Genomic DNA, 22810 nt, shown 5'->3' on the forward strand with positions numbered 1-22810 from the left:
CAATCTTGCTTATTGCCTGCGTAGGAAAGGGGACTGATAACCTCATGGATTATACTAACATGAAAGTAAACTTGCGTACATCTTACGAATAGCAAACATTAAATTCCTATATTTTTTGAGGTTATACCAGCAAAGCCACCTTAAATTCATCACTCAAAACAAGTCTCGCATTAGATTTTTGAATATTTAATGTTAACTACTTGACAAATCGCAATTTTAATGTCAATTTTATAAATTCACATTAAAATTTATAAAATTTAATGTCAATCATGGTTTATAGAATTAATCCTGACAGAACAAAACCTTGGAATAATCTGCCGGAACTACCCATCGAAGCTCAGTACTATAGAAATTTGGATATTTACGAAAGATTGATTGAGGCCAAAGCAGCAATTGCAAGATTGCAGGGAAGAAGTGTAGCTATACCCAATCAAAGCATGTTGATAAATTCCATCAGTCTTCAGGAAGCGAAGGCATCATCTGAAATAGAGAATATTTTTACAACCGATGATGAACTTTACAAGGCCTTTAGTGATGAAGGTAGTAAGCAAGGCCCTACAAAAGAAATTCTTCACTACCGAGAGTCTCTTTGGAAAGGACATCAATACTTACTGGAAAATCAGAAATTCGACATCCCCTATTTCGAGTTAGTTTATCAGACAATCACTGAGATGAGTGATGGTTTAAGAAAGCCTTTTGCACAAACCTACATCCGTCAGGGAGGAACAGGGCCCAATGCAGGCAAAGCAGTATACACACCTCCACGAGGAGAAGGTGTAGTAGAGGCTAAGATGCAAAATTTAATAGACTTCATTAACCAAGAACAAAGCCCTCGCATAGATCCAATCATAAAAATGGCCATTGCACACCTGCAGTTTGAGGCCATCCACCCATTTAGAGATGGTAATGGAAGAACTGGACGGCTTTTTAATATTCATTACCTAACCCATCAAGGATTATTGGATTTACCGATCCTGTTTCTAAGCAAGTTTATATTGGAACACAAGGAGGATTACTATGCCTGTCTTGCTGGAGTTACACAGCGTGGAGCATGGAAAGATTGGATTTTATTTATATTAAAAGCTATTGAAAATACAGCTGCAGACACCTATCATAAAATCAATGACATCCTTTCAACCAAAGAAAGTATTTTACATGCCATAGAAAAAGAAACCTCAATCAGCAGACCAGAGTCCATTGTAGAAGCTATTTTCACTCAACCTTACACGAAGGTAAAGCACCTGACAGATAAAAAACTCTATGCTGAAAATACCGCTAGACAATACTTAAACAAACTTCACGACATGGGTATTGTCCAACGAAAAGAAATCAGCGGGGGGCATTATTATATAAATTTGGAATTATACAGAATATTGGGCACCTAACTTTTATGGTCATGATTAAGGGATTATTTTTGAAATTATAGATTTAGTGGTTAGATTGTATCCTTAATCCTCCTTACATGAAATCATTTATTTTCATAGCTCTCGGTCTGCTTTTATTCTCCTGTGGAGGCGAACAAAACAAGCAAACGCTTGATTACGCTAGCATCTCAATCAAAGTTGATACGGTAATGGTTGACCCAGAAGATAAAATCATCAACCTAAGGTCAGGCCTTTGGAATAGCGCCCTTACGCAAGACGGTTCCAAACTTTATCTTTTTGACCCACAATCTTGCAGTTTGGATATCATTGATTTGAATCAACTGATATTGGAAAAGAGAATACCATTTGAAAAAGAAGGACCCAATGGGACTGGATCGTATGTAACTTGGATGAGTATATTGGATGAGGAACGTATCTTTTTGGCAAATTTTTCTGAAATAGGTTTATTTGATTTACAGGGCAATAAGCTTCGCAGCTATACATTCACTCAAGAGAATTTTGATAAACTGGAAGAGGGCACCAATTTTTATAGAAAAGCCTTGGCCTCACATGATGGCACTATCTTATGGGGCATGCTAGGAAGCATGATAAGAGAAGAGGAAGTTTTTACGAAAGTTGATTTTGAAGAAAAACGCATCGAAGAAATAGCCCTCCCAGGAAAAGAATTACTTCAGGATTATCCACTGAAAATCAGTACGGAAAACATGAATGGAGTTATGCCTGCTGTCAAAACCTTAAGCAGAGCTGAAAATAGATTAATCTTAGCCAATTCAGCCTATGCCAACTTATTTGTCATTGACATCAACACAGATAGTGCGTATCAAATAGACTATAACCCCAAACTCACGGCCAAAAGTAAAAAAGGTGGTTATCCATCCGAAGTTGATTCCGAACAACGCTTTAGAGAGGTCGCAGAGCAAATCCATGCCGAAATCAATTTCATTGCACCTATCTGGGATGCTCAACAGAAGAAGTTTTACAGATTTTCATTTGAAACTAGCCCGACAGGGGTTTATGATGGACCACTTTTCAAAATGCCAGAGAATAGACCCATAGCAGCAGTTTATCTCAGCATATTTGACGAAAACTTGAATCTAATCGGAGAAACATTGACTGACTTGAAAGTTGCCCCAATATATTCCTTCGTGAAAGACGGCGTGATTTGGGTGTATGTAAATGTAGATGATGAAATGGGATTTGTAAGATTCCATGTAAACTAAGTTATTTAAATCACTTTTACGTCAGACGCACAATGGACGATTTACCCAAAACATCCCAATTCTTAAAAAAACACTGAAAGAAGGGAAGAAATCAAAAGTCCCTTCTTCAATTTACCATGAAATTCGGAACTGAAATTTTCATTTTTCATGGTAAAAATCGAGAAGGTGGAATCTTTAGGAAAAATATCTAAGAATCCTTCCTGCGGGATAGCTGATACAGCGGCAAAAGAAGGAATTATCATCTACAGAGGAAAAGAAGTCTATCCGATAGCATCCACTATCCGGGTAATGGGACTTTATCAATTCATTCAAGAACTCACCAATACCTAACATAAAGACTTCCTCAAAAAATCCTACAACAGATACTTGTAGTGTCCTCAATAAGCGTTTTTTAAGATAAAAAAGGGTATTTCATCCAATTTTTGAAGTTTTGTAGTATGCATCAGAAAGAATTGATGTATTCCTACACTTTGTTTTTTTCCTTTCATTGTGCTATTTACAATCGTTTTACGAATACGAATTTTTGCTACATCACGCAGGTGTTGCATGATTATATATTTTCTATGATGAAGTACCTATACCCAATGGCATTTTGCATCTTGTTTTTAACATCCTGTGGAAATGCCCAAAATAACCAAGTAACTGTCGTACGCGACGAAAGCGGCATGAGGCTCCAAGTGAATGGAGAAAGCCTCATGGTCAATGGTATGAATTGGGATTACTTCCCAATTGGAACCAATTACAATTACAATCTTTGGAAAAAATCAGATGCTTTCATCAAACAAGCATTAGATGATGAAATGTCTCTTCTACAGCAAATGGGAGTAAACGCTATTCGCGTCTATACCGGAATACCTGCCAAATGGATTACGTACATCTACGAAAACTATGGCATCCATACCATGCTAAATCATTCCTTTGGAAGATACGGTGTAGAAGTGGAAGGTAGTTGGATGGCCAATACAGAATATGCGGATTCCAGAGTTCAAAAGATTCTTCTGGATGAGGTTCGTCAAATGACTCAGGAATATAAAAACACACCAGGTTTACTTTTATACCTGTTGGGCAATGAAAACAACTATGGCCTCTTTTGGGGAGGAGCCGAAACGGAAGATATTCCAGTTCAGGACAAGGAATCTACCAAGCGAGCAAGGGCTATGTATCGTTTATTCAATGAGGCAACTCTTGAAATGAAAAAAATCTCCACCAATCACCCAATTGCGATTTGTAATGGAGACTTGTTGTTTTTGGAAATTATCGCCGAGGAATGCAAAGACATCGATATTTTTGGCATCAACATTTACAGAGGCCTCTCTTTTGGAGATACCTACGATCGAGTTTTGAAAGAGTTGGATAAACCAGTTCTTTTGACCGAACTGGGTGCAGATGCGTATCATTCTATCAAAAATGAAGAAGACCAAGAATCTCAAGCCATGTATTTAGTGGCCAACTGGAAAGAAATGTACGAACAAGCTGCCGGCATGGGTAAAGCAGGCAATTCCTTGGGTGGGTTCACCTTTCAATTCAGCGATGGTTGGTGGAAAGTGGGTCAGACCAAAGACTTGCACAAACACAATACCGAGTCCACTTGGTCCAATGGGGGCTATTTCCATGATTACAAGGAGGGTCAAAATAACATGAACGAGGAATGGTTTGGCATTTGCGCCAAAGGACCAACCACCAATGAAGGCCACTACCCCCTTTATCCACGTGCAGCCTATTATGCACTCCAACAAGTTCATGCAATCAATCCATACGCATCGGGTATGACATTACAGGACCTTCAAAACAATTTTGAAAAGATTGATATCGCTGCTGCTAAAGCCAAAGCAATCACAGAAGGTCCAGATACATGAATACACCGGTTAGATTCAATTAACAATATGCCACTAGAAGAAAAAATAGAAGCACTGATCGCCCAAATGACTTTGGAGGAAAAAATTGGTCAAATGACCCAAGTGCGTCATTTTGATGATGTCAGTGTAGAAGATATCCAATCCAAATTTATAGGCTCGGTGATTCATACCCAAGGACCACTACCCGGTGTTGAGGCTGCTGAATGGCAAGAAAAATTTACTACCTTCCAAAAGCAAGCATTATCGACTCGTTTGGGTATTCCGCTAATTTTTGGAGTAGATGCTGTGCACGGACAAAACACCTACGAGGGTGCCACCATTTTCCCACATAATATTGGCTTGGGTGCCGCTGCCAATGAAGAATTGGTTGAAAAATCAGCAGCTATCACGGCCATTGAATCCAAAGCTACAGGCTTTCACTGGGTATTTTCACCCTGTGTGGCTGTGCCTATGAATGAAAAGTGGGGACGTGTTTATGAGGCTTTCTCCGAAAGCACCGAACTCACCACCAAACTCACCAAAGCCTCTGTCAAAGGTCATCAAGGTCTCAACGGAAATTCAGGAGTAATGGCCACTGCCAAACATTTTATAGGCGATGGAGCAACAGACTATGGTGTAGAAGGTGGTAATACTACGTTAGGAATGGATAAAGTATTGGAACGACTGCTTCCACCCTATCAGGTCGCCATCGAGACTGGCATCGCTTCCATTATGGCCTCCTTCAACACCTTGCATGAAGTACCTATGCACGCACATAAGGAACTGATTACTGGCTTACTCAAAGAAACCTTGGGCTTCCAAGGAATCTTGGTCTCAGACTGGAAAGCTTATTCCCGTTTTGGTCAAAATGCCATCATCAATGCAGGAGTCGATATGGTCATGGCTGTGGATGGAGATTTGGACATGTTCCAAGAAGGTGTCAAGAATGGAGTACTGGAAGGAGAAATTTCGGAAGAGCGTATCAATGATGCTGTACGAAGAATACTCAGACAAAAATTTAGATTTGGTGTGTTTGAAAATCCTTTCCCTGATAAAAGTTTAATCCAAAAAATTGGCATACCTGAACACCGCACAGTAGCCAAACAGGCCGTTCGAGAGTCTTTGGTATTGTTGAAAAATGAAAAACAGACCTTGCCTTTAAAGAAAGATTCCAAAATCGTGGTAGTTGGAGAGTTTGCCAACAATTCGGGTTTACAATCGGGTGGTTGGACTGTTAACTGGCAGGGTACGCATGAAAACTATGCGGGTGCTACTACCATTTTGGAGGGTATTCAACGCATGGCTTCAAAGGAGGTAGTGTATGATCCTGATGGAACAGCAGCGGTTGATGATGCAGATGTAGCCATCATCGTAGTAGGTGAAAAACCCTACGCAGAGTTTTTCGGAGATATCGGTGGAGAAATGAATTTATTCCAACTTACCCCGACAGAGGAGCATCAACAATACATCCAAACCTATAAGGCTAAAGGAATCCCAACTGTCGTTGTGATGATTTCAGGCAGGCCCTTGGTAGTCACCGAACAAATCAATCAAAGCGATGCATTTGTAGCAGCCTGGCTGCCCGGTTCGGAGGGAGATGGGATCGCAGAAGTACTCTTTGGTCAGTTTGATTTCAAAGGAAAACTTCCACATTCCTGGCCTAAATCCGTAGAAGATTTTGAAGGAAAATATGGCCCAAACTATTGGGATCCTTCCATTACTCCTCTATTTCCTATTGGTTTTGGATTAACTTATCGATAGCACCTAAACAATATTCCCATGAAATCTAACTTCATCAAATCCTTTTGCATATGGGTATCACTTGCGGCAGCGTTTGCTTGCAGCAGTAATCAATCAGAAAAACAATCAGATAAATCTATAAAAGAAGTGACAGCACAAGATATTTTAGGTAATCCGGCCTACAGGGCTATTTCGTACGAAGGGTATAGAGAGAAATCAAGAGAGATTCAGCCCACAGTAGCACAATTGAAAGAAGATGTGAGAATTTTACACGCGATGGGCATCCGACTCCTTCGGACCTACAACGTACAGTTTGCACACGCATCCAATTTGCTCAAAGCCATCTCCGAAATCAAAGCAGAAGACCCCTCCTTTGAAATGTACCTGATGTTAGGCGCATGGATTGACTGCAAAAATGCATGGACAGGCATGGAGCCAGATCATAATGTAGAGAGTGAACAAAATGAAGAGGAGATCAACCGTGCCGTAGCACTCATTAATCAATATCCAGACATTGTCAAAATACTCGCCATCGGTAACGAAGCCATGGTCAAATGGGCTACCAGTTACTATGTGCAGCCTGATGTAATCCTCAAGTGGGTCAAGCATACGCAGGCATTGAAGGCGGAAGGTAAGCTACCCAAAGACTTGTGGATTACTAGTTCAGATGACTTCTCTTCTTGGGGTGGCGGTGGACCGGAATACCACACAGAAGACCTGAATGAACTGATTCGCTCGGTAGATTTCATCTCCATGCATACCTATCCTTACCACAACTCTCATTACAATCCAGATTTTTGGAGAGTACCGATTGAGGACTCCAAGTTATCAGAAATCGAAAAAGTAGACCGTGCTATGATTCGTGCCATTGAGTTTGCCAAAGCGCAGTACGACTCCGTCACCAATTACATGAAAAGCTTGGGTGTCAACATCCCTGTGCATATTGGAGAAACAGGCTGGGCATCCATTTCGGATGGATTGTATGGGCCGGAAGGGTCGAGGGCTACGGATGAGTACAAGCAGGCCAAGTACCGACAGTTGATGCGGGATTGGACGGATGAAGCGGGGATTTCTTGCTTTTATTTTGAGGCATTCAATGAGCCCTGGAAAGATGCTACCAACCCGATTGGTTCAGAAAACCACTTTGGATTATTCACTGAAAAAGGAGAGGCAAAATATGCCCTTTGGGATTTGGTAGATCAAGGGGTTTTTGATGGCCTTACTAGAGATGGCAATCCTATTACCAAGTCATTTGGAGGGGATAAGGAAAAAATGCTTCAAACAGTCCTAGCACCTCCAGCCAGATAATACTTACTTTAACCACTGACATACCGTAACAATTAACCACACAACCCAAAATTATGTCAACAACCACTAGTACAGTCCCGATGGGGCAAAAAATTGCCTTCGGAGTGGGCATGCTTGCCAACCAAATGTTTCCTGCCTCACTGGGGATATTTATGGTAGTACTCGTACAGAATTTAGGCTTCCCCGGATGGATGTGGGGAGTTGTCTACTTCCTTCCCCGTGTACTCGATGCTGTGACAGATCCCATCATGGGCTTTATTTCTGACAATACGCGATCTGTTTGGGGAAGGCGGAGACAATATGTATTTCTAGGAGCCATCATTATGGGAGTGGCTTTTACGTCCATGTGGCAATTATACGGGGAAAATAGTGTAACCTACAATTTCACCTATTTCCTACTAGGCTCCTTCGGCTTTTACATTGGTTTGACCATATTCAGTGTGCCTTATGTAGCCATGGGCTATGAGATGAGCGAGGATTTCCACGAACGTACCCAAATAATGGCAATTGCCCAGTGGATTGGGCAGTGGGCATGGGTGATAGCTCCTTGGTTTTGGGTGATTATGTACGACCCAAGTTGGTTTCCAAGCCCAGAAGCTGCTACGCGTCAATTGTCCCTATGGGTGGCGGTCGTCTTTTCTGTATGTGCGATGATTCCAGCGATTTTCATTCCAAGTAAATCAACCAAAGATGAAAATTTCTCCCCACTAACATTCAATGCCATCGGAGATAGTGTTGCTAAAATCATCAAAGGGTTCAAAGAAGCCTTTTCTTCTACACCCTTCCGAAAGCTCTGCATATCCACTTTCTTTATTTTCAACGCATTCAATACCGTAGCAGGATTTGTCTTTTTCATCGTTGTATGGCATTTGTTTAATGGGGATGCAGGTGCTGCGGGTTACTGGACACCGATTTTTGGAAGTGTGGGAGCATTGGTTACCACCTTTTTAGTCATTCCCATCGTGGCAGCCATGTCCAGAAAAATCGGTAAAAAAAATGCCTTCATGGTATCTCAGGGAATTGCCTTAGTCGGATATGCCTCCCTTTGGTTTTTATTCGTACCGGGCAAACCATGGATGTTTATTTTCTCTCTACCCTTTCACTCCTTTGGAATCGGAAGCCTTTTTGTGCTGATGATGTCCATGACTGCCGATGTTATAGACTTGGATGAATTAAATTATGGAGTGAGGAGAGAAGGTGTCTTCGGTGCTATTTATTGGTACATGGTGAAATTTGGTTTCGCCATTGCAGGTGGATTGAGTGGGTTGATTTTGACCGTAGTAGGATTTGATGGCAATGCCGCTGTACAACCTGAGGGGGCTGTAGATGGGTTACGATTATTTTTCTCAGGTTTACCCATGCTTGGAACGATGGCGGCCATGTATCTCATGCATGATTACGATGTAGATGAAGAACGTGCCAATGAGATTCGTGCCGAATTGAATGCAAGAAAAACAAGTACAATTGAAGAAACTATCCCCCTGTACCAATCCCAAACATCTCTGATAGTTGGACAAAGGGAAGCCTTGAAAACAGATGTGGACCTGACTGCACATTCACCTGCGGAAGTGAAAAGCCTTTTCAGCGGAGTATTAGGAAGCGGCTTACATGGTATCTGCTTCAGCCCATACTTGGAAGGCCAGCAAATAGGTGACCCATTAAGTGAAGAACAGATTTACCGAAGAATGGCAATCATCGCTCCAAATACGGAATGGGTACGTTCCTTTTCATGCACTGGAGGGAATGAATTAATTCCTAAAGCGGCTCGAAAGTTTGGCCTTAAAACCATGACCGGAGCATGGGTGGACTCCAATAAAGAGATGAATTTAAGGGAAATCAACTCTTTGATAGCGCTCGCAAAAGAAGGCTTGGTAGATATTGCTGTGATTGGCAATGAAGTGTTGATGAGAGGTGATTTGACTTTAGAAGAACTAATAGGCTATATCCATCAGGTGAAAAAGGAAATTCCACAAGTCCCTGTCGCTTATGTAGACACCTACAATCAATTTCTTTCCCACCCTCAACTCATGGAAGCCTGTGATGTGATTCTGGTTAACTGCTATCCATTCTGGGAAGGAATTCATATTTCCCAGGCAAGTAGCCATTTAAGCCAAATGTATGAACTGGTTAAAAATGCAACCAATGGAAAGAAAGTGATCATCACCGAAACGGGTTGGCCGGACAAAGGAACAGCCCTTCACGCAGCCGAACCTTCCGCAGAAAATGCGGTCCGCTACTTTATCAATGCCCAACGCTGGGCTAAGGAATCTCAAGTGGAACTCTTTTACTTCTCTTCGTTCGATGAATCATGGAAGGTAAGACAGGAAGGAGATGTGGGCCAATCTTGGGGCTTATGGAATAAACACGAACAACTAAAATACTGATTACTATGTCGTTTAATGCTGACAAAGTCCTGGCACTGACGGGACGCAATTTTGAAGGATTGTCCAAAGAAGAACTTACAAAACTTTACAATGAGGTATTGGAAGGCGGAATGCATGGACTCTGCTTTAGCCCTTATGTGGAAGGCCAACAACCAGGTGACCAATTGACAGAAGAGCAAGTTCGCCGAAGATTGGAAATCATCCGTCCGTACACAAAATGGGTTCGCTCCTTTTCTTGTACTGAAGGAAATGAATTGATTCCGATCATCGCCAAGGAACTTGGGATGAAGACCCTCGTGGGTGCATGGTTGGGTAAAGACGATGAAATCAACCAAGCTGAAGTCGCTGGCTTAATCAAGTTGGCGAATGAGGGCTTTGTAGATATCGCTGCCGTTGGAAATGAGGTATTGTACCGCAAGGACCTGACTGAAGATGAATTGTTGGGATTTATTGAGCATGTGAAGCAAGCCATTCCGAAAGTTCCTGTAGGATATGTAGATGCCTACTATGAATTTGAATTAAAGCCTCGCATTACCGACGCCTGTGACGTCATCCTTGCCAATTGCTACCCTTACTGGGAAGGCTGCATGCAGGAGTACTCTTTGGTGTATATCAAAGATATGTATCAGCGAGCGCTTCGTGCAGGCAAGGGCAAAAAGGTTATCATCACCGAAACTGGTTGGCCAAGCCAAGGCACCCCCTTGTATGGAGCAGTTCCTTCCGATGAAAACTTCATGAAGTACTTTATCAATATGCAAACCTGGTCCAAACTGGACAACATTGACATGCACTACTTCTCTTCCTTTGATGAGTCATGGAAAGTTGGTGCAGAAGGTGATGTAGGCGCCTATTGGGGAATCTGGACCAAAGATGAAGAGTTGAAATACTAAGCGGGAAATCACCTTTGAAATGAAATGCCCTCAATCGGATCTGGTTGAGGGCAATGAAGACCTGATTTTTAATAAACTCTCACACCTGATTAACAAGGGAAAAATTTGTGAATCTACTTTTCAACATATTTAGTATATTTAATACATGAATTGGAATGAACGGATTATTTCTGATAAAAATGTGCTGATGGGTAAACCTGTAATTAAAGGTACCCGCATCTCAATAGAGTTTATTTTGGATAGATTGGCTAATGGATGGTCAGAGGAGATGATTTTACAATCTTATCCATTGTTAACAAAAGAAGACCTTCTGGCCGTTTTCTCCTACTTGAATGACCTTGTGAAAGATGGATTAGTCTATGAAGTTAGAACTAAAGTCTAATGAAATTTTTAGCAAATGAAAATATCCCGTTGCAAAGCATAGCGTATTTGATAGACCAAAATATTGACATTCTTTCTATTGCTAAAAATTTCCCTGGAATTAGTGATCAAGAAGTCATTGATATTTCGATAAAAAATGAAAGAACAATTATTACGCTTGACTCGGATTATGGAGAATTGATTTTTAAACTGGGTTATAAACCTAAAGCAGGCGTCATTTATTTCAGACTTGGGAATTTTAGCCCTATTTCTATTGGCAAAATTTTATTTGACCTTATAATTAGAGGTATTGATTTTTCTAATAGCTTAACAGTTGTCGATAAAAATTCCATACGGATAAGAAAATATTGAAAACTTTATGAAATCCTTCTTCAAAAGGCAAACTTGGTCCAAAGTGGACAACATAGACATGCACTACTTCTCTTCCTTTGATGAGTCGTGGAAAGTGGGGGCAGAAGGTGATGTAGGTGCCTACTGGGGCATTTGGACCAAAGACGAGGAGCTGATGTACTGAGGAGTAAAGATTTTTAAAAAGAAAACACCCTTTATCAAAATTGATAAAGGGTGTTTTCTAACCATTAAAACAATTAATATATTGAAAGCATAACCTACCAAACTCTACACATTGCAACATAAATCCTTGATGTTTGGCATCATCTAAGAGATTCAACACTAAATTCTATAACCGGTAATTCAAACCTAAAAAATTTCTAATTATTCCATCTCCAAAATAAGAAGGTTCAAACATAAGGTAAACAGGTTTTTGATTATTTAAGGTTAAGATAGGAATTAAAACTTTGAAATACGCTCCAAAACCAGGCATATTATATTGTCTTTGATGAAAGTTAAACACTCCCTGAATTCCTCCTCCTAGCTGAACTTTATGTTGATTAACTTCCATTCCAGTAGTCCAAATCCTTCCAATTTGCAAATTAGAAGACCAACCCCTAAAGCTATTGATTTCTTCCCCTAATGGCCTTGTTGAAAATTTTGTAGCTAAGACATTAACATGCCATCGATTTAAATCTTCATTCAGATCAAACCCCGCTCCAATAAAACCTCCAAATACAGTTAAATCTTTTGAAATAATGGTCTGCAATCCCGGACCCGCACTAAAGGAAAATTTAGAAGATGATTGACAATATACAGATTGTAGTGATAGTATAAATACCAATACATATAAATACGATTTACCTAACATTATAATGTGATTTCTGGGACCAATATAAATTCAGCCATAACTTTTGTATCGAAATCTTTAGCTGCTCTAAAAGTTTCCTCAATTTGATGAAATGCACCTACTATAGCGGAATGATTTCTTGAAAGAGGGTTTTGATTCCTTTCAAACAACAGTCTTAAATTATAATCAATATCATAAGCATTTTGATCCAACTTGGCAAAATCAAACAATTCCTTTCTTGCCTCATAATCTTTTAAGACTTCTCCCATAAACAAACTTAACTCTTTTAACTTGCTTTCATACTCACTTAACTCTTTGCCTTTATTGATCTCCAATAACTCTTGGACTAACAAATCATCCTGTCCAGCATCTTGACAGGAACTAATCACTACTACTCCTAAAAGTAAAATAGATAGATAGATAGATAGATAGATAGATAAATAGATTCTTTTTCATACTTTTTAATTTGGTCTATGAATTTCAAATCTATGAAATAAATTTGTTAAATCTTTAGTTTAATATCCTAATTTTTTTATTTTTTTTGTTTTATTATAATTCTATCAATTATTTTTTTTGAATATGTAAACTATTAATGACCTAATTATCTTCAATTTGAAAACATTTTAAAACATATTAACCATAATTATCAATAAATTATCTCGAGGACGAAAAACGGGTTAGTGCGCATTTGGTTTTATCTTACCTTAAGGATTTAGAGCAGTTTCCTAGGTTCGTAAGACAACACTTGAACTCAATTGAATCGAGCTGTACCTGGCATTGAAAACTTTATGAAATCCTTCATCAAAAGGCAAACCTGGTCCAAACTGGACAACATTGACATACACTACTTTTCTTCCTTTGATGAGTCTTGGAAAGTCTGTGCAGAAGGTGATGTAGGTGCCTATTGGGGCATCTGGACCAAAGATGAGGAGTTGAAGTACTGAGTAGCTAAGCTTTTAAAAAAATTGCCCTCAATCAGATCTGGTTGAGGGCAATTTTGGTTTAAAATCTATATCCTAACCCCACAGAATAGGAGTTCCAATACCATGTGCTTCTATCAAGCACAAAGCCTCTATTATATTGAGGTTTTATAAATAAATTATCAGTAAACTTGAAAATAGCATATGGACCAACTAAGAAAAAGCTATTACTCAACCTACCCAAAACAATCGTTTCAGGATTATCACCTATCTGGCCAGGTCCACCTACCCACCTTTCAGTGATTCCAGCATAGGATAAAGCCAAAAACCCTGTCTGAATACCAAAAGAAAATCTTTCTTTTTGAATAGGTTCATATCCGACATTAAATCGATAATGAAAATAATTTCTATTATCTCCTAATTCCTCAAACCTCTCAAAAATACCGGATCTACTTGTCCCGCTTATGGATCCAAACCCAAGTTCACCTCCAAAGTTAAACTTTTTAAATACATACTTGGAGTAAGCTAAGGCAATTCCTTGAATATCTAGGCTATTACTATACCTTGGTGTATGACCTGATAGGGAAAACCCTGACAACTCCACTTGAAGTCGGTTAATTTGTTGGCCATATATTACCCCACTAAAGGGGAAAATAAAAACGACTAATACTATTAATTTTTTCATGTTTAATGACGTGTCCTTAATATAAATTCGACTTTTTTAATCACGAATCGTCTTCACTTAACTCTTTTTTTGAAGTCGCGGAATAATTGAATCCAGATACTCTATTCTACTAACTAAAACCTGTATCCTAGACCTAGCGATATATTTGTCCAACTCCAATCATAATTCAGAACAGGAACACCTATCAGATAATTTCCGCGCAGAAAGAAATTTTCGGAAATATTGAAAATTCCATAAGGGCCAAAAAAACCCCCAGATACACGTGATCTCCCTAAAGTGGCCCTTCTAGGGTCATCTCCAGGTTGGCCTGGCCCTCCAATAATTATTTCGGAAATACTATTATATGAAAATCTCTGAAATTCAGCCTGAACACCCAAAACAAACCATTTTGTTTGGATTGGTTCAAACCCTAGTCTAACATGGTATTGGGTATAGCTTCTTTTATCTGCAAATTCATAAAATTGTTCTAAAAGACCATGAAATCCTTTCCCCTCAAAATCACCAAAACCCCATCCTGCTCCTACAATCCATCTTTTAGAAAGATACCGGTCATAATTAATACTGACTCCATAATTTAACATGCTATTTTCAGCAACCTGCCCAATTCCTGCATTTCTAAATGCTGAAATCTCAAAACTGTTCTTTTGAAGGTCCTGGGCCTTAGTCCAACCAATTATCAGGAAAGAACAAACTACAAAGGCTATTATTTTCATATCTATTATTGCCTAACCCTCAAAATAAATTGAGCTACATCCTGACAGGAGGTATTCCCCACTAATCCTAAAAATAGGATAGATAGACGTTTTTTCATAATAGTATTATTTTATTTTTTTGAAAATATATTTCGTGATTTAAATACAAACAATACCCAATTTTGGGTATTTTTATCTATAATTATAGAGGAAATGCTAGAAAATATCTTTAAAATTCACTTTGATTTAATCCAATAAATTTCCCAAATCGAGTTAATCTAGGGAATCTCAAGCATGGTAATGACTCCCAAATTTTTGAAATCCCCACTCCTTTCCTTACCTTCATTTCACTATGGTAGATTCATTTATCAATTACTTGGAATACGAAAAGCGGGCGAGTGCGCATACGGTTTTGGCGTATCAAAAAGACTTAGAGCAGTTTGCGGAATTTTGTGCAACAGCATTTGAAAAAGAAGATATTAGCTTTGCCGAACATGCTGAAATTCGTGCCTGGGTAATTGACTTAGTAGATAGCAAGATGAGTCCAACCTCAATCAATCGAAAAATAGCTACCCTACGCTCTTTTTACAAATTCCTCCTACGATCAAGCGAAATCACCAAAGACCCCACCTACAAAATCAAAGCGCTGAAAACTCCCAAGCGCCTACCGGAATTTGTACAAGAGGACGCTATCGATAAAATTCTAGAAGAAATCAATTACCCTATCGACTTTGAAGGACAGCGGGACCGCATGGTGATGGATTTTTTGTACCTCACCGGAGTACGTCTATCAGAACTTACCCAGCTCCAATGGAAAGATCTAGACCTCGCACAACAGCAGGTCAAGGTATTCGGAAAACGCAAAAAAGAACGAATAATTCCTATTATTTCGAGGCTTCAGGAAAATATAATTTCATACAAAAAAGTATTTGAAGAAACATTTCCGAATACAAAAGAAAGTGACTATTTTATCGTTACTAAAGAGAAGGAGCAAGCTTATCCCATGATGATATATCGAATTGTCAGACATTATTTAGACCTCTTTGCTCAGACGACCAAGCGAAGTCCACACTTATTGAGACATACCTTTGCCACCCATTTGCTTAATAAAGGGGCTGATCTCAATGCGGTGAAAGACCTTTTGGGACATGCCAACCTCGCCGCAACGCAGGTGTATACGCATAATTCTATGGAAAAACTCAAGGCTGTGTATAATCAAGCACATCCGAAAGCTTAATATACGTTTAACTTTAAACCAGTAATGTTATGAAACTTCAAATGCATTCCATCCATTTCGACGCTGACCAAAAGCTGATCGACTTTATCCAGAAAAAAGCGGATAAATTGGATACGTTTTATGACCGCATTGTCGATGGTGAAGTTTTTATGAGACTTGACAAAAACGAAAAGAATGAAAATAAAATAGTAGAAATCAAACTCAATGTACCCGGCAAAATACTTTTTGCCAAGCAACAAGCGGACTCCTTCGAAGCTGCAACTGACGAAGCTGTAGAAGCACTCCGAAGACAATTGAAGAAGTTTAAAGAAAAAGTGGTTCTAGCCCACCAATAACAAGAAGCCTCGCACCCGCGGGGCTTTTTTTGTATAGAAGAACCATGAACCCAGATTTTTATAGGAAAGAAAAACCATGAAGAAGTTAAGGGACATTAAGAGCAAACCTTCATTCCCTTAATGCCTTAATGGTAAAAAATCCTAACTAAATTTTTTTCGCTACCCCTGATTTCCAGCCGAAATAGGTGAACAACAGACTACAGATCAGCAACAAATAAATCAACAAATTCCAATCCTGCCAGATATCAAAAGCTATCCCAAAAAGTAAAGGCCCCAATGCAGCCAAGTAGTACCCAGTCGATTGAGACATACCGGAGAGAGAAGCCGTAGTTTGCTCGGCATCAGTTCTCAGGCCAATTAAGGTATAGGCTAGTGAAATACTAGAACCCAAGCCAATTCCAACCAAAAGTAATCCAGCATAATTGATCCAAAGTAAAGAACTAAAGAGCGTCAAAAACCCGAGAATGTACATCCCTCCCAACACCAACACCATCCCCACTTGATCTTTGAACTTCACCGCAATAATCGGCGCCAAAAAAGAACCAAGCAATCCTACCAATTGCATCACCGAAATCAACACCCCCGCTTCCACAGGACTCAATCCCCGATCAATCATCATATCCGGTAGCCATGCCACAATGGTAAAAAAGAGTAAGGACTGCACACCCATAAACAAACTCACCTGCCAAGCCAAACGCGATTTCCAGACATTGACTTTAGGAGTATTTGAATGTTGTTGCTTTCCTTGAATCTTTACAGCTGCTTGAGGAGCCCAAACCAAAATTCCAATAAGGAGTAACACAGCCCAAAACAACAAAGAACCTCGCCATCCCCAATCCAAGTCCAAAGCCAAAGGAGCTGATATCCCCGAAGCAATCGCCGCAAATAAAGTCATCCCCGTAGTGTAGGAGGCTGTGGCAACACCGATTTTGTGGGGCAAACGGTTTTTAATCAAAGGAATCAGTAGCACATTACAAATCACAATCCCTATCCCTGTGATGCCAGTCCCCATAAATAAGAGCCATGAACCACCCTGAACACGCAGAATTGTACCTATCAAAATGAGCACCAATGCCCAAAATATAGCCTGAGAATTACCCAAGCGCTTACCTATAGCTGCCGAAAACAAGGAAAAGGTCGCAAATGTCAATAGTGGCAAGGTAGTCAGAAATCCGGCCCATCCATTGCTCAAGCCCAAATCCTCTCTAATCATTGGAATCAAAGGCCCTACAGCCGTGATCGAAGGACGCAAATTAAAAGCGACCAATAAAATCCCAAAAAACAAAAACCCATTACTCTGGGCCAACTTTCTTATTTCCACTTTTGCTCTTCTAAACCGCAAAGATGCAAAGGCAACGCAAAGAACCCAAAGAATATTTTTCTATCTCAGCGCCCTCAGCGCAAAACTTTGAGACCTTTGCGGTTACAATTTCCTAGAAACAAAACATCCTTCTCAACCCAACGCCCCTATTTCAACCTTATTTCCACTTTATTTCTACCTTATTTCAATCAATATCAAATATCTACCAATATCCCTAAGTATCAACTATTCTCCACCACCAACTCCTTCACACACTCCACCCAAGTATCATTGGAGTTTAAGCTTGGTACCAGATCCCATTGTTCACCACCTAGTTCGATGAATTCCTCTTTGTACTCCTGTCCAACTTCCACGGTTGTTTCCAAGCAATCAGCTACGAATGCCGGTGAAAACACCAACACTTTTTTGATACCATCTTTTGCCAATTCCTCAATCACATCCTCTGTGTAGGGCTGAATCCAAGTATCTTTCCCTAGTCGAGACTGGAAGCAGGTAATGGTCTTTTCCATAGGGATGCCCAATTTCTCGGCAATCAGACGTGTAGTGTAGAAACACTGCCCTCGGTAGCAAAACTGATTTTTCTTGGTATAATTCCCACAGCATTTGTCACTCAACTGACAGTAATTATCCACAGAACCCTTTTTGATTTGTCTGGCTGGAAGGCCGTGGTAAGAGAACAGGTATTTATCATACTCCTGCTTGGCCATCCACTCCCTACCCAATTCAGCCCAAGCTTCCAAGAATAGCGGATGATCCACAAAGTTATTGACGAAAGAAATATTAGGTATAATCTGCCAAGTACGGGCAATCTCCATCACTTTGTCCACAACAGAGCCATTGGTAGCAGAAGCATACTGAGGAAATAAAGAAATCACGATGATTTTCCTCACATTGGCTTTATTGAGCTTATTCAATCCTTCCTCAATACTTGGTGTTTGGTAACGCATGGCCATTTCGACCACGTACTTATCCTTATCCAGTTTTTCAGCTACTTTATCACGTAAGTCTACTGTATGAAACATCAAAGGAGAACCTCTTTCTTCCCATACTTTTCTATATTCTGCGGCTGATTTGAAAGATCTAAAAGGAGCAATAATCAGATTGACCAACATCCATCGTGGAATAAAAGGGAAGTCAATCACGCGTCCATCCATCAAAAACTCTCTCAAGTATTTTCTAACATCACCAACAGCTGTACTGTCAGGAGTACCCAAGTTGACGAGCAATACGCCAATTTTAGCTTTATTCTTACTCATGATATATTCTAGTAACGTCTTTTTCCAAATAGAAACCAAAAGTACTGTCTTTGGTTGCAATTTACCAATTGAATCTTTGTATCGTTGATTGACTGCTTTAGGTTGCAGCAGCTTGTTCTTCTTTAGCCGCCTTCAGAGACCACTTCATCAACGGGCCACTGCTCATACTGGTTACAATAGCCATGATAACTAAAGCCACAAAGAGCTTCTCCCCAATCAATCCATTTTCTAATGCAATCAAACCCAAAATAATTTCCATAGCACCACGAGCATTCATCCCAAAACCAACCGCCAAGGATTCCTTAACATTGAAGCCACCCTTGTATGCCCCAAAGCCACTTCCCACAATCTTTCCTGCAAATGAGATAACCAAGATTGCCAAGGTAAGCAGTAGGTCAAAATTGGTAAAGAAATTAATCTTCAAACCAATAGATACAAAGAAAAGTGGTGCGAAAATATTGTTGATAAATTGATGCACAATCTCTTTGGCTCTCTCGGACATGTGTTCGGAGTCTCCCAAAGCTACACCCAACAAAAATGCCCCAAAAATCGCATGGATTCCCAACCACTCCGTAAATGCAGCAGCCATAAAACAAAAAGCCATGGAAAGTGACAGTACACCACCCGGCCAAGCTAATTTTTTATTGATCCAAGGCAATGCTTTATTGATGATAAACTTCCCAATGGTCAACATAAAGAAGGTAAACAACAAGGTAATCCCAATAGTCTGCATCAAGGAGAGATTACCCGCTTTACCCATAAAGGATAAAATCACGGAGAAAATCAACCAACCGATGATATCATTGACCATAGCGGATGCCACGATCAACATGCCCATTTTGGTTTTAAATAAATCCAAATCCATCAAAATCCGCACGACGACGGGCAATGCAGTAATCGACATGGCTGTACCCATAAACAATGAAAACAGCAATCGGTCCCCCTCTGCCAAGCCAAAGAACTCCGGAAAATAATACGGGAATACAAAGCCCAAGGCAAATGGCACCACCAATCCAAGCAAACTTATGCTCAGCGCTGATTTACCCTGAGACCACACCAAATGCAATTCGACTTCTAGGCCTGCAATAAATAATAAGAGTACAACTGCTATTTGTACAAATCCATCCAAGGCCAAGTTGGCGTTTGGATTGCTCATAAAGAGCGTTTCGTGAAATTCCGGAAAAAATGTTCCCAAAATCGTGGGACCCAATAAAATTCCGGCAAGCAACTCGCCTACAACAGCAGGTTGTTTGAATTTCTGCGCTATCTCCGCAAAGACCCGCGCCAGCAGCAACATGGCCGCTAGCATCAGAAATAGATTGACTACATCTTGATGTGATAAATGTTCCATGAAGCTGTTTACTTTTTAACAATTAATAAATTACAAGGCAAATCACTGAGGATTTCCTCCAAATCATGTGGAAACAATCGATCCAACAGCCCCAATTTCCCTTCATCTCCTACTATCAGCAAATCCGCCTTTACATCTGTTGCAAATCGAGCTAACTCCACTGCCCATTTACCACAGGTAATTTTGATATGCACCTTCAAATTTCCTTTATCCAATCCTTTCAATATATTTTCCACGTAAGCCACTTCTTCCGCTACCAGCCTTCTTCGGGTGTTGGCTATTTCACTTTCCCCTCCCTCTCCAGCTGTAGCCATCTGCATACCATACATTTTAATTTCATTCACGATAAATACCTGCTTGGCCTGATCTATCTTACACCAATCCAATCCCCGTGCAATAACCCGTGGCGTTTGCTCTTGTTGCGTACCATTGATCACTACCTTGTCAAAAGGGGTTGGTTTTTCCAAGGGCTCTATCAACATAAGCACAGAACATTTAGACTTACGGATAATTTTTCGGGCTATGGAACCTATGTAATATTGAAGTAAACCCTCCTTTTTTAAGGCACCCGCGACCAACAAATCCACTCCTTGTTTTTCGCATACTTCCATGATTTTATTGGCAGGCTTCCCTTGTTCCCAAAAAACTTTGGTTTTTTGATGAATCCCCATATCCTGTAGGATTTGAGTCAACACGTTCATCTGGGACTCATCCTGTTCACCAACATGAATCAGGATTAATTCTGCATCAAAAATCTCTGAAAGACGCTTGGCTTCAGCGATCAATGCTGCAAAACGAGGAGAAAAAGCAATGGCAAGGGCAATCTTCTTAAACATAACGGCAAAGTTTCAAGGGGTAAAATACCAATTTTATTTGCTTTTGGGTAAGAAAAATCAAAGAGTTTGAGGAATGGCAAATCACTCCTTCCATTTATCCAATACTTTAACCACTTAGCAAAGCTTTAGTCATGCTACACGAAGGCCGTTCCCAAGAGCCATATTTTTTTCGTAACATAGGGCTCGATTAGCTATCCATGCTAATTCAAATCAATCGGAATATAACCTGATAATTTATGAAGAAAAACCTACTATCATGGGTTGCCGGTGCTGGAATGCTCTTAGCTATACAGACCGAATCCTTGGCGCAGCGGGATTATCCCACCCTCAGCCAGATGACCCAACGGCTGCAAGCCATCTCGGGTAGCGGCAGTGCTGCCAAACTCAGTTCCTTAACCAAGACTGAAGGTGGAAAAGACATTTGGGTACTCAAAGTCGGAAAAGGCGACCTAGACAACAAACCTGCCATTGCCGTAGTGGGCGGAGTGGAAGGATTCCATGTATTGAGTGTAGAGCTTGCGCTACAATTTGCCGAGTCATTGGTAAAAGACAATAGTGCAGCACTAGACAGAAACACCTTTTACATATTCCCAAATATGTCTCCTGATGCTTACGAGCAATATCATGCATCCTTAAAGTACGAGCGTAGAGGTAACGCTGCAAAAGTAGACCACGATAGAGATGGACAAGTTTCTGAAGATGGCTATGTTGACTTAAATAAAGATGGAGTGATCACCATGATGCGTGTAGAGAGCCCTATGGGTGACTACTATGTACACGAAAAGGATCCTCGCGTAATGGTCAAAGCTGACAGAAGTAAAGGAGAAAAAGGCACACACATGCTAATGACTGAATCTCGTGATACTGACAAAGACGGGAAATTTGGTGAGGACTTGGAAGAAGGTATTGCCTTCAACCGATCCCTAACCTACAAATTCCCGATTTTCACTCCATTAGCAGGTGATTTTGCAGTATCCCAAGTGGAAGGAAGAGCCATGTTGGATTATTTGTTCGATCAGTGGAATATCTTCGCAATTTTCACCTTCTCTCCTGCGAATAACTTATCTTCTCCATTGAAGTACAATGCTGCAGATGCGCGCAAGAGAATCGTGACTTCTATGCTGGAAAAAGATGTAGCCATCAACAGTATGGTATCAGGGATTTACAACAAAACAGTTACTCAAAAAGCCTACAATCAGACCAACCAAGGTACTGACGGGGATTTCTTTCAATGGGCATATTTCCACTTTGGAAGATTAAGCTTCTCTACACCAGGATGGTGGGTACCTGAGTTTAAGGATGCAGACGGTAAATCCAATCCGAATGCAGAAGCAAATTTCCTTGCTTGGGCAGATAGCGAAGGCATTGATGCATTTGTGGATTGGCAATCAGTTTCCCACCCTGACCTCCCTGGGCAGAAAGTGGAAGTTGGAGGCATCAAGCCATTTGTCATGTACAATCCTCCGTTTGAGAAAGTAGCTGACATTGCGAAAGAACACAATGAATTCATCTTGAAACTAGCTGAGATGAGCCCAAAGTTGGAGTTTCATAATCTGCAAACCGAAAAGTTAGGCAATGGCCTCACGCGAATCACAGTAGATTTATTCAATAATTCCCCACTACCGACGCATTCCGACATGGGTGTGCGCTCTAGATGGTTGAGAAGAGTTCGTGTAGACATCAACCGTGACGCCAAAGACTTGATCGCAGGTGATAAAATCAAGTTGATCAATAAAATCGATGCTTTTGACAAGACCACATTGACTTGGGTTGTAAAAGGTTCGGGAAGTGTTGACATCAAAGCAGGTGCAGCACATGCAGGATTTGCCACCTTAAACGTGAAACTTTAATCCA

At 40.3% G+C, this 22810-nt stretch carries 24 protein-coding genes; 16 read left to right on the forward strand and 8 right to left on the reverse strand.

What is annotated here, in order from left to right; genetic code table 11:
* The first annotated feature begins 269 nt into the window (after positions 1-269).
* From ACXIUD_RS00680 to ACXIUD_RS00730, 11 genes are all read left to right on the forward strand, one after another.
* Complete coding sequence (locus tag ACXIUD_RS00680; RefSeq protein WP_458050716.1) at positions 270-1385, forward strand: Fic family protein; 1116 nt, start codon at positions 270-272, stop codon at positions 1383-1385.
* Between the two features lie 77 nt (positions 1386-1462).
* Positions 1463-2605, forward strand: coding sequence for a DUF4221 family protein (locus tag ACXIUD_RS00685; RefSeq protein ID WP_458050717.1), 1143 nt, complete (start codon positions 1463-1465; stop codon positions 2603-2605).
* 147 nt (positions 2606-2752) lie between these two features.
* Positions 2753-2935 (forward strand): hypothetical protein, encoded by a 183-nt coding sequence (locus ACXIUD_RS00690; RefSeq protein WP_458050718.1) that lies wholly within the window; start codon positions 2753-2755, stop codon positions 2933-2935.
* Positions 2936-3042: 107 nt separating this feature from the next.
* Positions 3043-4461, forward strand: a complete 1419-nt coding sequence (locus ACXIUD_RS00695; protein ID WP_458050719.1) for a glycoside hydrolase family 2 TIM barrel-domain containing protein — start codon at positions 3043-3045, stop codon at positions 4459-4461.
* Between the two features lie 27 nt (positions 4462-4488).
* Positions 4489-6201, forward strand: a complete 1713-nt coding sequence (locus tag ACXIUD_RS00700; RefSeq protein WP_458050720.1) for a glycoside hydrolase family 3 protein — start codon at positions 4489-4491, stop codon at positions 6199-6201.
* Between the two features lie 18 nt (positions 6202-6219).
* Entirely contained in the window at positions 6220-7488 is a 1269-nt protein-coding gene (locus tag ACXIUD_RS00705; protein WP_458050721.1) for a glycosyl hydrolase family 17 protein, read from the forward strand.
* Between the two features lie 53 nt (positions 7489-7541).
* Positions 7542-9872 (forward strand): MFS transporter, encoded by a 2331-nt coding sequence (locus ACXIUD_RS00710; protein ID WP_458050722.1) that lies wholly within the window; start codon positions 7542-7544, stop codon positions 9870-9872.
* 5 nt (positions 9873-9877) lie between these two features.
* Complete coding sequence (locus ACXIUD_RS00715; protein ID WP_458050723.1) at positions 9878-10762, forward strand: glycoside hydrolase family 17 protein; 885 nt, start codon at positions 9878-9880, stop codon at positions 10760-10762.
* A 145-nt stretch (positions 10763-10907) separates the two neighbouring features.
* Positions 10908-11144 (forward strand): DUF433 domain-containing protein, encoded by a 237-nt coding sequence (locus ACXIUD_RS00720; RefSeq protein ID WP_458050724.1) that lies wholly within the window; start codon positions 10908-10910, stop codon positions 11142-11144.
* The gene (locus ACXIUD_RS00725; RefSeq protein ID WP_458050725.1) at positions 11144-11494 is read left to right on the forward strand and encodes a DUF5615 family PIN-like protein; all 351 of its coding nucleotides are present in this window, start codon (positions 11144-11146) and stop codon (positions 11492-11494) included. The genes ACXIUD_RS00720 and ACXIUD_RS00725 overlap by 1 nt, the downstream gene beginning before the upstream one ends.
* A 7-nt stretch (positions 11495-11501) precedes the next feature.
* Entirely contained in the window at positions 11502-11657 is a 156-nt protein-coding gene (locus tag ACXIUD_RS00730; RefSeq protein WP_229800499.1) for a hypothetical protein, read from the forward strand.
* A gap of 165 nt (positions 11658-11822) precedes the next feature.
* Here ACXIUD_RS00730 and ACXIUD_RS00735 read toward each other — a convergent pair whose 3' ends face one another.
* Both ACXIUD_RS00735 and ACXIUD_RS00740 read right to left on the reverse strand, forming a co-directional pair.
* On the reverse strand, positions 11823-12344 hold the full coding sequence (locus ACXIUD_RS00735; protein ID WP_189579261.1) for a hypothetical protein: 522 nt from the start codon (positions 12342-12344) through the stop codon (positions 11823-11825).
* Positions 12344-12658, reverse strand: coding sequence for a hypothetical protein (locus ACXIUD_RS00740; protein WP_458050726.1), 315 nt, complete (start codon positions 12656-12658; stop codon positions 12344-12346). The genes ACXIUD_RS00735 and ACXIUD_RS00740 overlap by 1 nt, the downstream gene beginning before the upstream one ends.
* 353 nt (positions 12659-13011) lie before the next feature.
* On the opposite strand from ACXIUD_RS00740, the gene ACXIUD_RS00745 reads away from it, so the two are divergent.
* Together ACXIUD_RS00745 and ACXIUD_RS00750 are read left to right on the forward strand one after the other, a co-directional pair.
* A complete protein-coding gene (locus ACXIUD_RS00745; RefSeq protein ID WP_458050727.1) occupies positions 13012-13104 on the forward strand; it encodes a hypothetical protein in 93 nt (30 codons plus the stop codon).
* A gap of 7 nt (positions 13105-13111) precedes the next feature.
* Positions 13112-13267, forward strand: coding sequence for a hypothetical protein (locus tag ACXIUD_RS00750; RefSeq protein ID WP_458050728.1), 156 nt, complete (start codon positions 13112-13114; stop codon positions 13265-13267).
* 58 nt (positions 13268-13325) lie between these two features.
* On the opposite strand, the gene ACXIUD_RS00755 is transcribed toward ACXIUD_RS00750, so the two are convergent.
* On the reverse strand, positions 13326-13928 hold the full coding sequence (locus tag ACXIUD_RS00755; RefSeq protein ID WP_458050729.1) for a hypothetical protein: 603 nt from the start codon (positions 13926-13928) through the stop codon (positions 13326-13328).
* 113 nt (positions 13929-14041) lie between these two features.
* Complete coding sequence (locus ACXIUD_RS00760) at positions 14042-14641, reverse strand: hypothetical protein (protein WP_458050730.1); 600 nt, start codon at positions 14639-14641, stop codon at positions 14042-14044.
* Positions 14642-14972: 331 nt separating this feature from the next.
* Between ACXIUD_RS00760 and ACXIUD_RS00765 the strand changes: the two genes are divergently transcribed.
* Positions 14973-15857, forward strand: coding sequence for a tyrosine-type recombinase/integrase (locus ACXIUD_RS00765; protein WP_458050731.1), 885 nt, complete (start codon positions 14973-14975; stop codon positions 15855-15857).
* Positions 15858-15886: 29 nt separating this feature from the next.
* Positions 15887-16192 (forward strand): ribosome hibernation-promoting factor, HPF/YfiA family, encoded by a 306-nt coding sequence (hpf, locus tag ACXIUD_RS00770; protein WP_189579264.1) that lies wholly within the window; start codon positions 15887-15889, stop codon positions 16190-16192.
* 145 nt (positions 16193-16337) lie between these two features.
* Here hpf and ACXIUD_RS00775 read toward each other — a convergent pair whose 3' ends face one another.
* The 4 genes from ACXIUD_RS00775 to ACXIUD_RS00790 form a co-directional block, all read right to left on the reverse strand.
* Positions 16338-17507, reverse strand: coding sequence for a CynX/NimT family MFS transporter (locus ACXIUD_RS00775; protein ID WP_458050755.1), 1170 nt, complete (start codon positions 17505-17507; stop codon positions 16338-16340).
* 227 nt (positions 17508-17734) lie between these two features.
* Entirely contained in the window at positions 17735-18769 is a 1035-nt protein-coding gene (hemH, locus tag ACXIUD_RS00780; RefSeq protein WP_458050732.1) for a ferrochelatase, read from the reverse strand.
* A gap of 97 nt (positions 18770-18866) precedes the next feature.
* Positions 18867-20120, reverse strand: a complete 1254-nt coding sequence (locus ACXIUD_RS00785) for a cation:proton antiporter (protein ID WP_458050733.1) — start codon at positions 20118-20120, stop codon at positions 18867-18869.
* Positions 20121-20128: 8 nt separating this feature from the next.
* Positions 20129-20956, reverse strand: a complete 828-nt coding sequence (locus ACXIUD_RS00790) for a universal stress protein (RefSeq protein ID WP_458050734.1) — start codon at positions 20954-20956, stop codon at positions 20129-20131.
* Between the two features lie 236 nt (positions 20957-21192).
* On the opposite strand from ACXIUD_RS00790, the gene ACXIUD_RS00795 reads away from it, so the two are divergent.
* Positions 21193-22806, forward strand: coding sequence for a M14 family metallopeptidase (locus tag ACXIUD_RS00795; RefSeq protein ID WP_458050735.1), 1614 nt, complete (start codon positions 21193-21195; stop codon positions 22804-22806).
* The last annotated feature ends 4 nt before the right edge of the window (positions 22807-22810 follow it).

The sequence above is a fragment of the Mongoliitalea sp. genome (genome assembly GCF_054166905.1).

What these genes read in the sequence shown, in the direction of transcription:
- ACXIUD_RS00720 (WP_458050724.1), top strand. Translation starts at nt 10,908, where the DNA reads ATGAATTGGAATGAACGGATTATTTCTGATAAAAATGTGCTGATGGGT.
- ACXIUD_RS00705 (WP_458050721.1), top strand. Translation starts at nt 6,220, where the DNA reads ATGAAATCTAACTTCATCAAATCCTTTTGCATATGGGTATCACTTGCG.
- ACXIUD_RS00795 (WP_458050735.1), top strand. Translation starts at nt 21,193, where the DNA reads ATGAAGAAAAACCTACTATCATGGGTTGCCGGTGCTGGAATGCTCTTA.
- hemH (WP_458050732.1), bottom strand. Translation starts at nt 18,769, where the DNA reads ATGAGTAAGAATAAAGCTAAAATTGGCGTATTGCTCGTCAACTTGGGT.
- ACXIUD_RS00725 (WP_458050725.1), top strand. Translation starts at nt 11,144, where the DNA reads ATGAAATTTTTAGCAAATGAAAATATCCCGTTGCAAAGCATAGCGTAT.
- ACXIUD_RS00700 (WP_458050720.1), top strand. Translation starts at nt 4,489, where the DNA reads ATGCCACTAGAAGAAAAAATAGAAGCACTGATCGCCCAAATGACTTTG.
- ACXIUD_RS00765 (WP_458050731.1), top strand. Translation starts at nt 14,973, where the DNA reads ATGGTAGATTCATTTATCAATTACTTGGAATACGAAAAGCGGGCGAGT.
- ACXIUD_RS00790 (WP_458050734.1), bottom strand. Translation starts at nt 20,956, where the DNA reads ATGTTTAAGAAGATTGCCCTTGCCATTGCTTTTTCTCCTCGTTTTGCA.
- ACXIUD_RS00710 (WP_458050722.1), top strand. Translation starts at nt 7,542, where the DNA reads ATGTCAACAACCACTAGTACAGTCCCGATGGGGCAAAAAATTGCCTTC.
- ACXIUD_RS00755 (WP_458050729.1), bottom strand. Translation starts at nt 13,928, where the DNA reads ATGAAAAAATTAATAGTATTAGTCGTTTTTATTTTCCCCTTTAGTGGG.
- ACXIUD_RS00785 (WP_458050733.1), bottom strand. Translation starts at nt 20,120, where the DNA reads ATGGAACATTTATCACATCAAGATGTAGTCAATCTATTTCTGATGCTA.
- ACXIUD_RS00695 (WP_458050719.1), top strand. Translation starts at nt 3,043, where the DNA reads ATGCATCAGAAAGAATTGATGTATTCCTACACTTTGTTTTTTTCCTTT.
- ACXIUD_RS00730 (WP_229800499.1), top strand. Translation starts at nt 11,502, where the DNA reads ATGAAATCCTTCTTCAAAAGGCAAACTTGGTCCAAAGTGGACAACATA.
- ACXIUD_RS00715 (WP_458050723.1), top strand. Translation starts at nt 9,878, where the DNA reads ATGTCGTTTAATGCTGACAAAGTCCTGGCACTGACGGGACGCAATTTT.
- ACXIUD_RS00760 (WP_458050730.1), bottom strand. Translation starts at nt 14,641, where the DNA reads ATGAAAATAATAGCCTTTGTAGTTTGTTCTTTCCTGATAATTGGTTGG.
- hpf (WP_189579264.1), top strand. Translation starts at nt 15,887, where the DNA reads ATGAAACTTCAAATGCATTCCATCCATTTCGACGCTGACCAAAAGCTG.
- ACXIUD_RS00685 (WP_458050717.1), top strand. Translation starts at nt 1,463, where the DNA reads ATGAAATCATTTATTTTCATAGCTCTCGGTCTGCTTTTATTCTCCTGT.
- ACXIUD_RS00680 (WP_458050716.1), top strand. Translation starts at nt 270, where the DNA reads ATGGTTTATAGAATTAATCCTGACAGAACAAAACCTTGGAATAATCTG.
- ACXIUD_RS00750 (WP_458050728.1), top strand. Translation starts at nt 13,112, where the DNA reads ATGAAATCCTTCATCAAAAGGCAAACCTGGTCCAAACTGGACAACATT.
- ACXIUD_RS00735 (WP_189579261.1), bottom strand. Translation starts at nt 12,344, where the DNA reads ATGTTAGGTAAATCGTATTTATATGTATTGGTATTTATACTATCACTA.
- ACXIUD_RS00690 (WP_458050718.1), top strand. Translation starts at nt 2,753, where the DNA reads ATGGTAAAAATCGAGAAGGTGGAATCTTTAGGAAAAATATCTAAGAAT.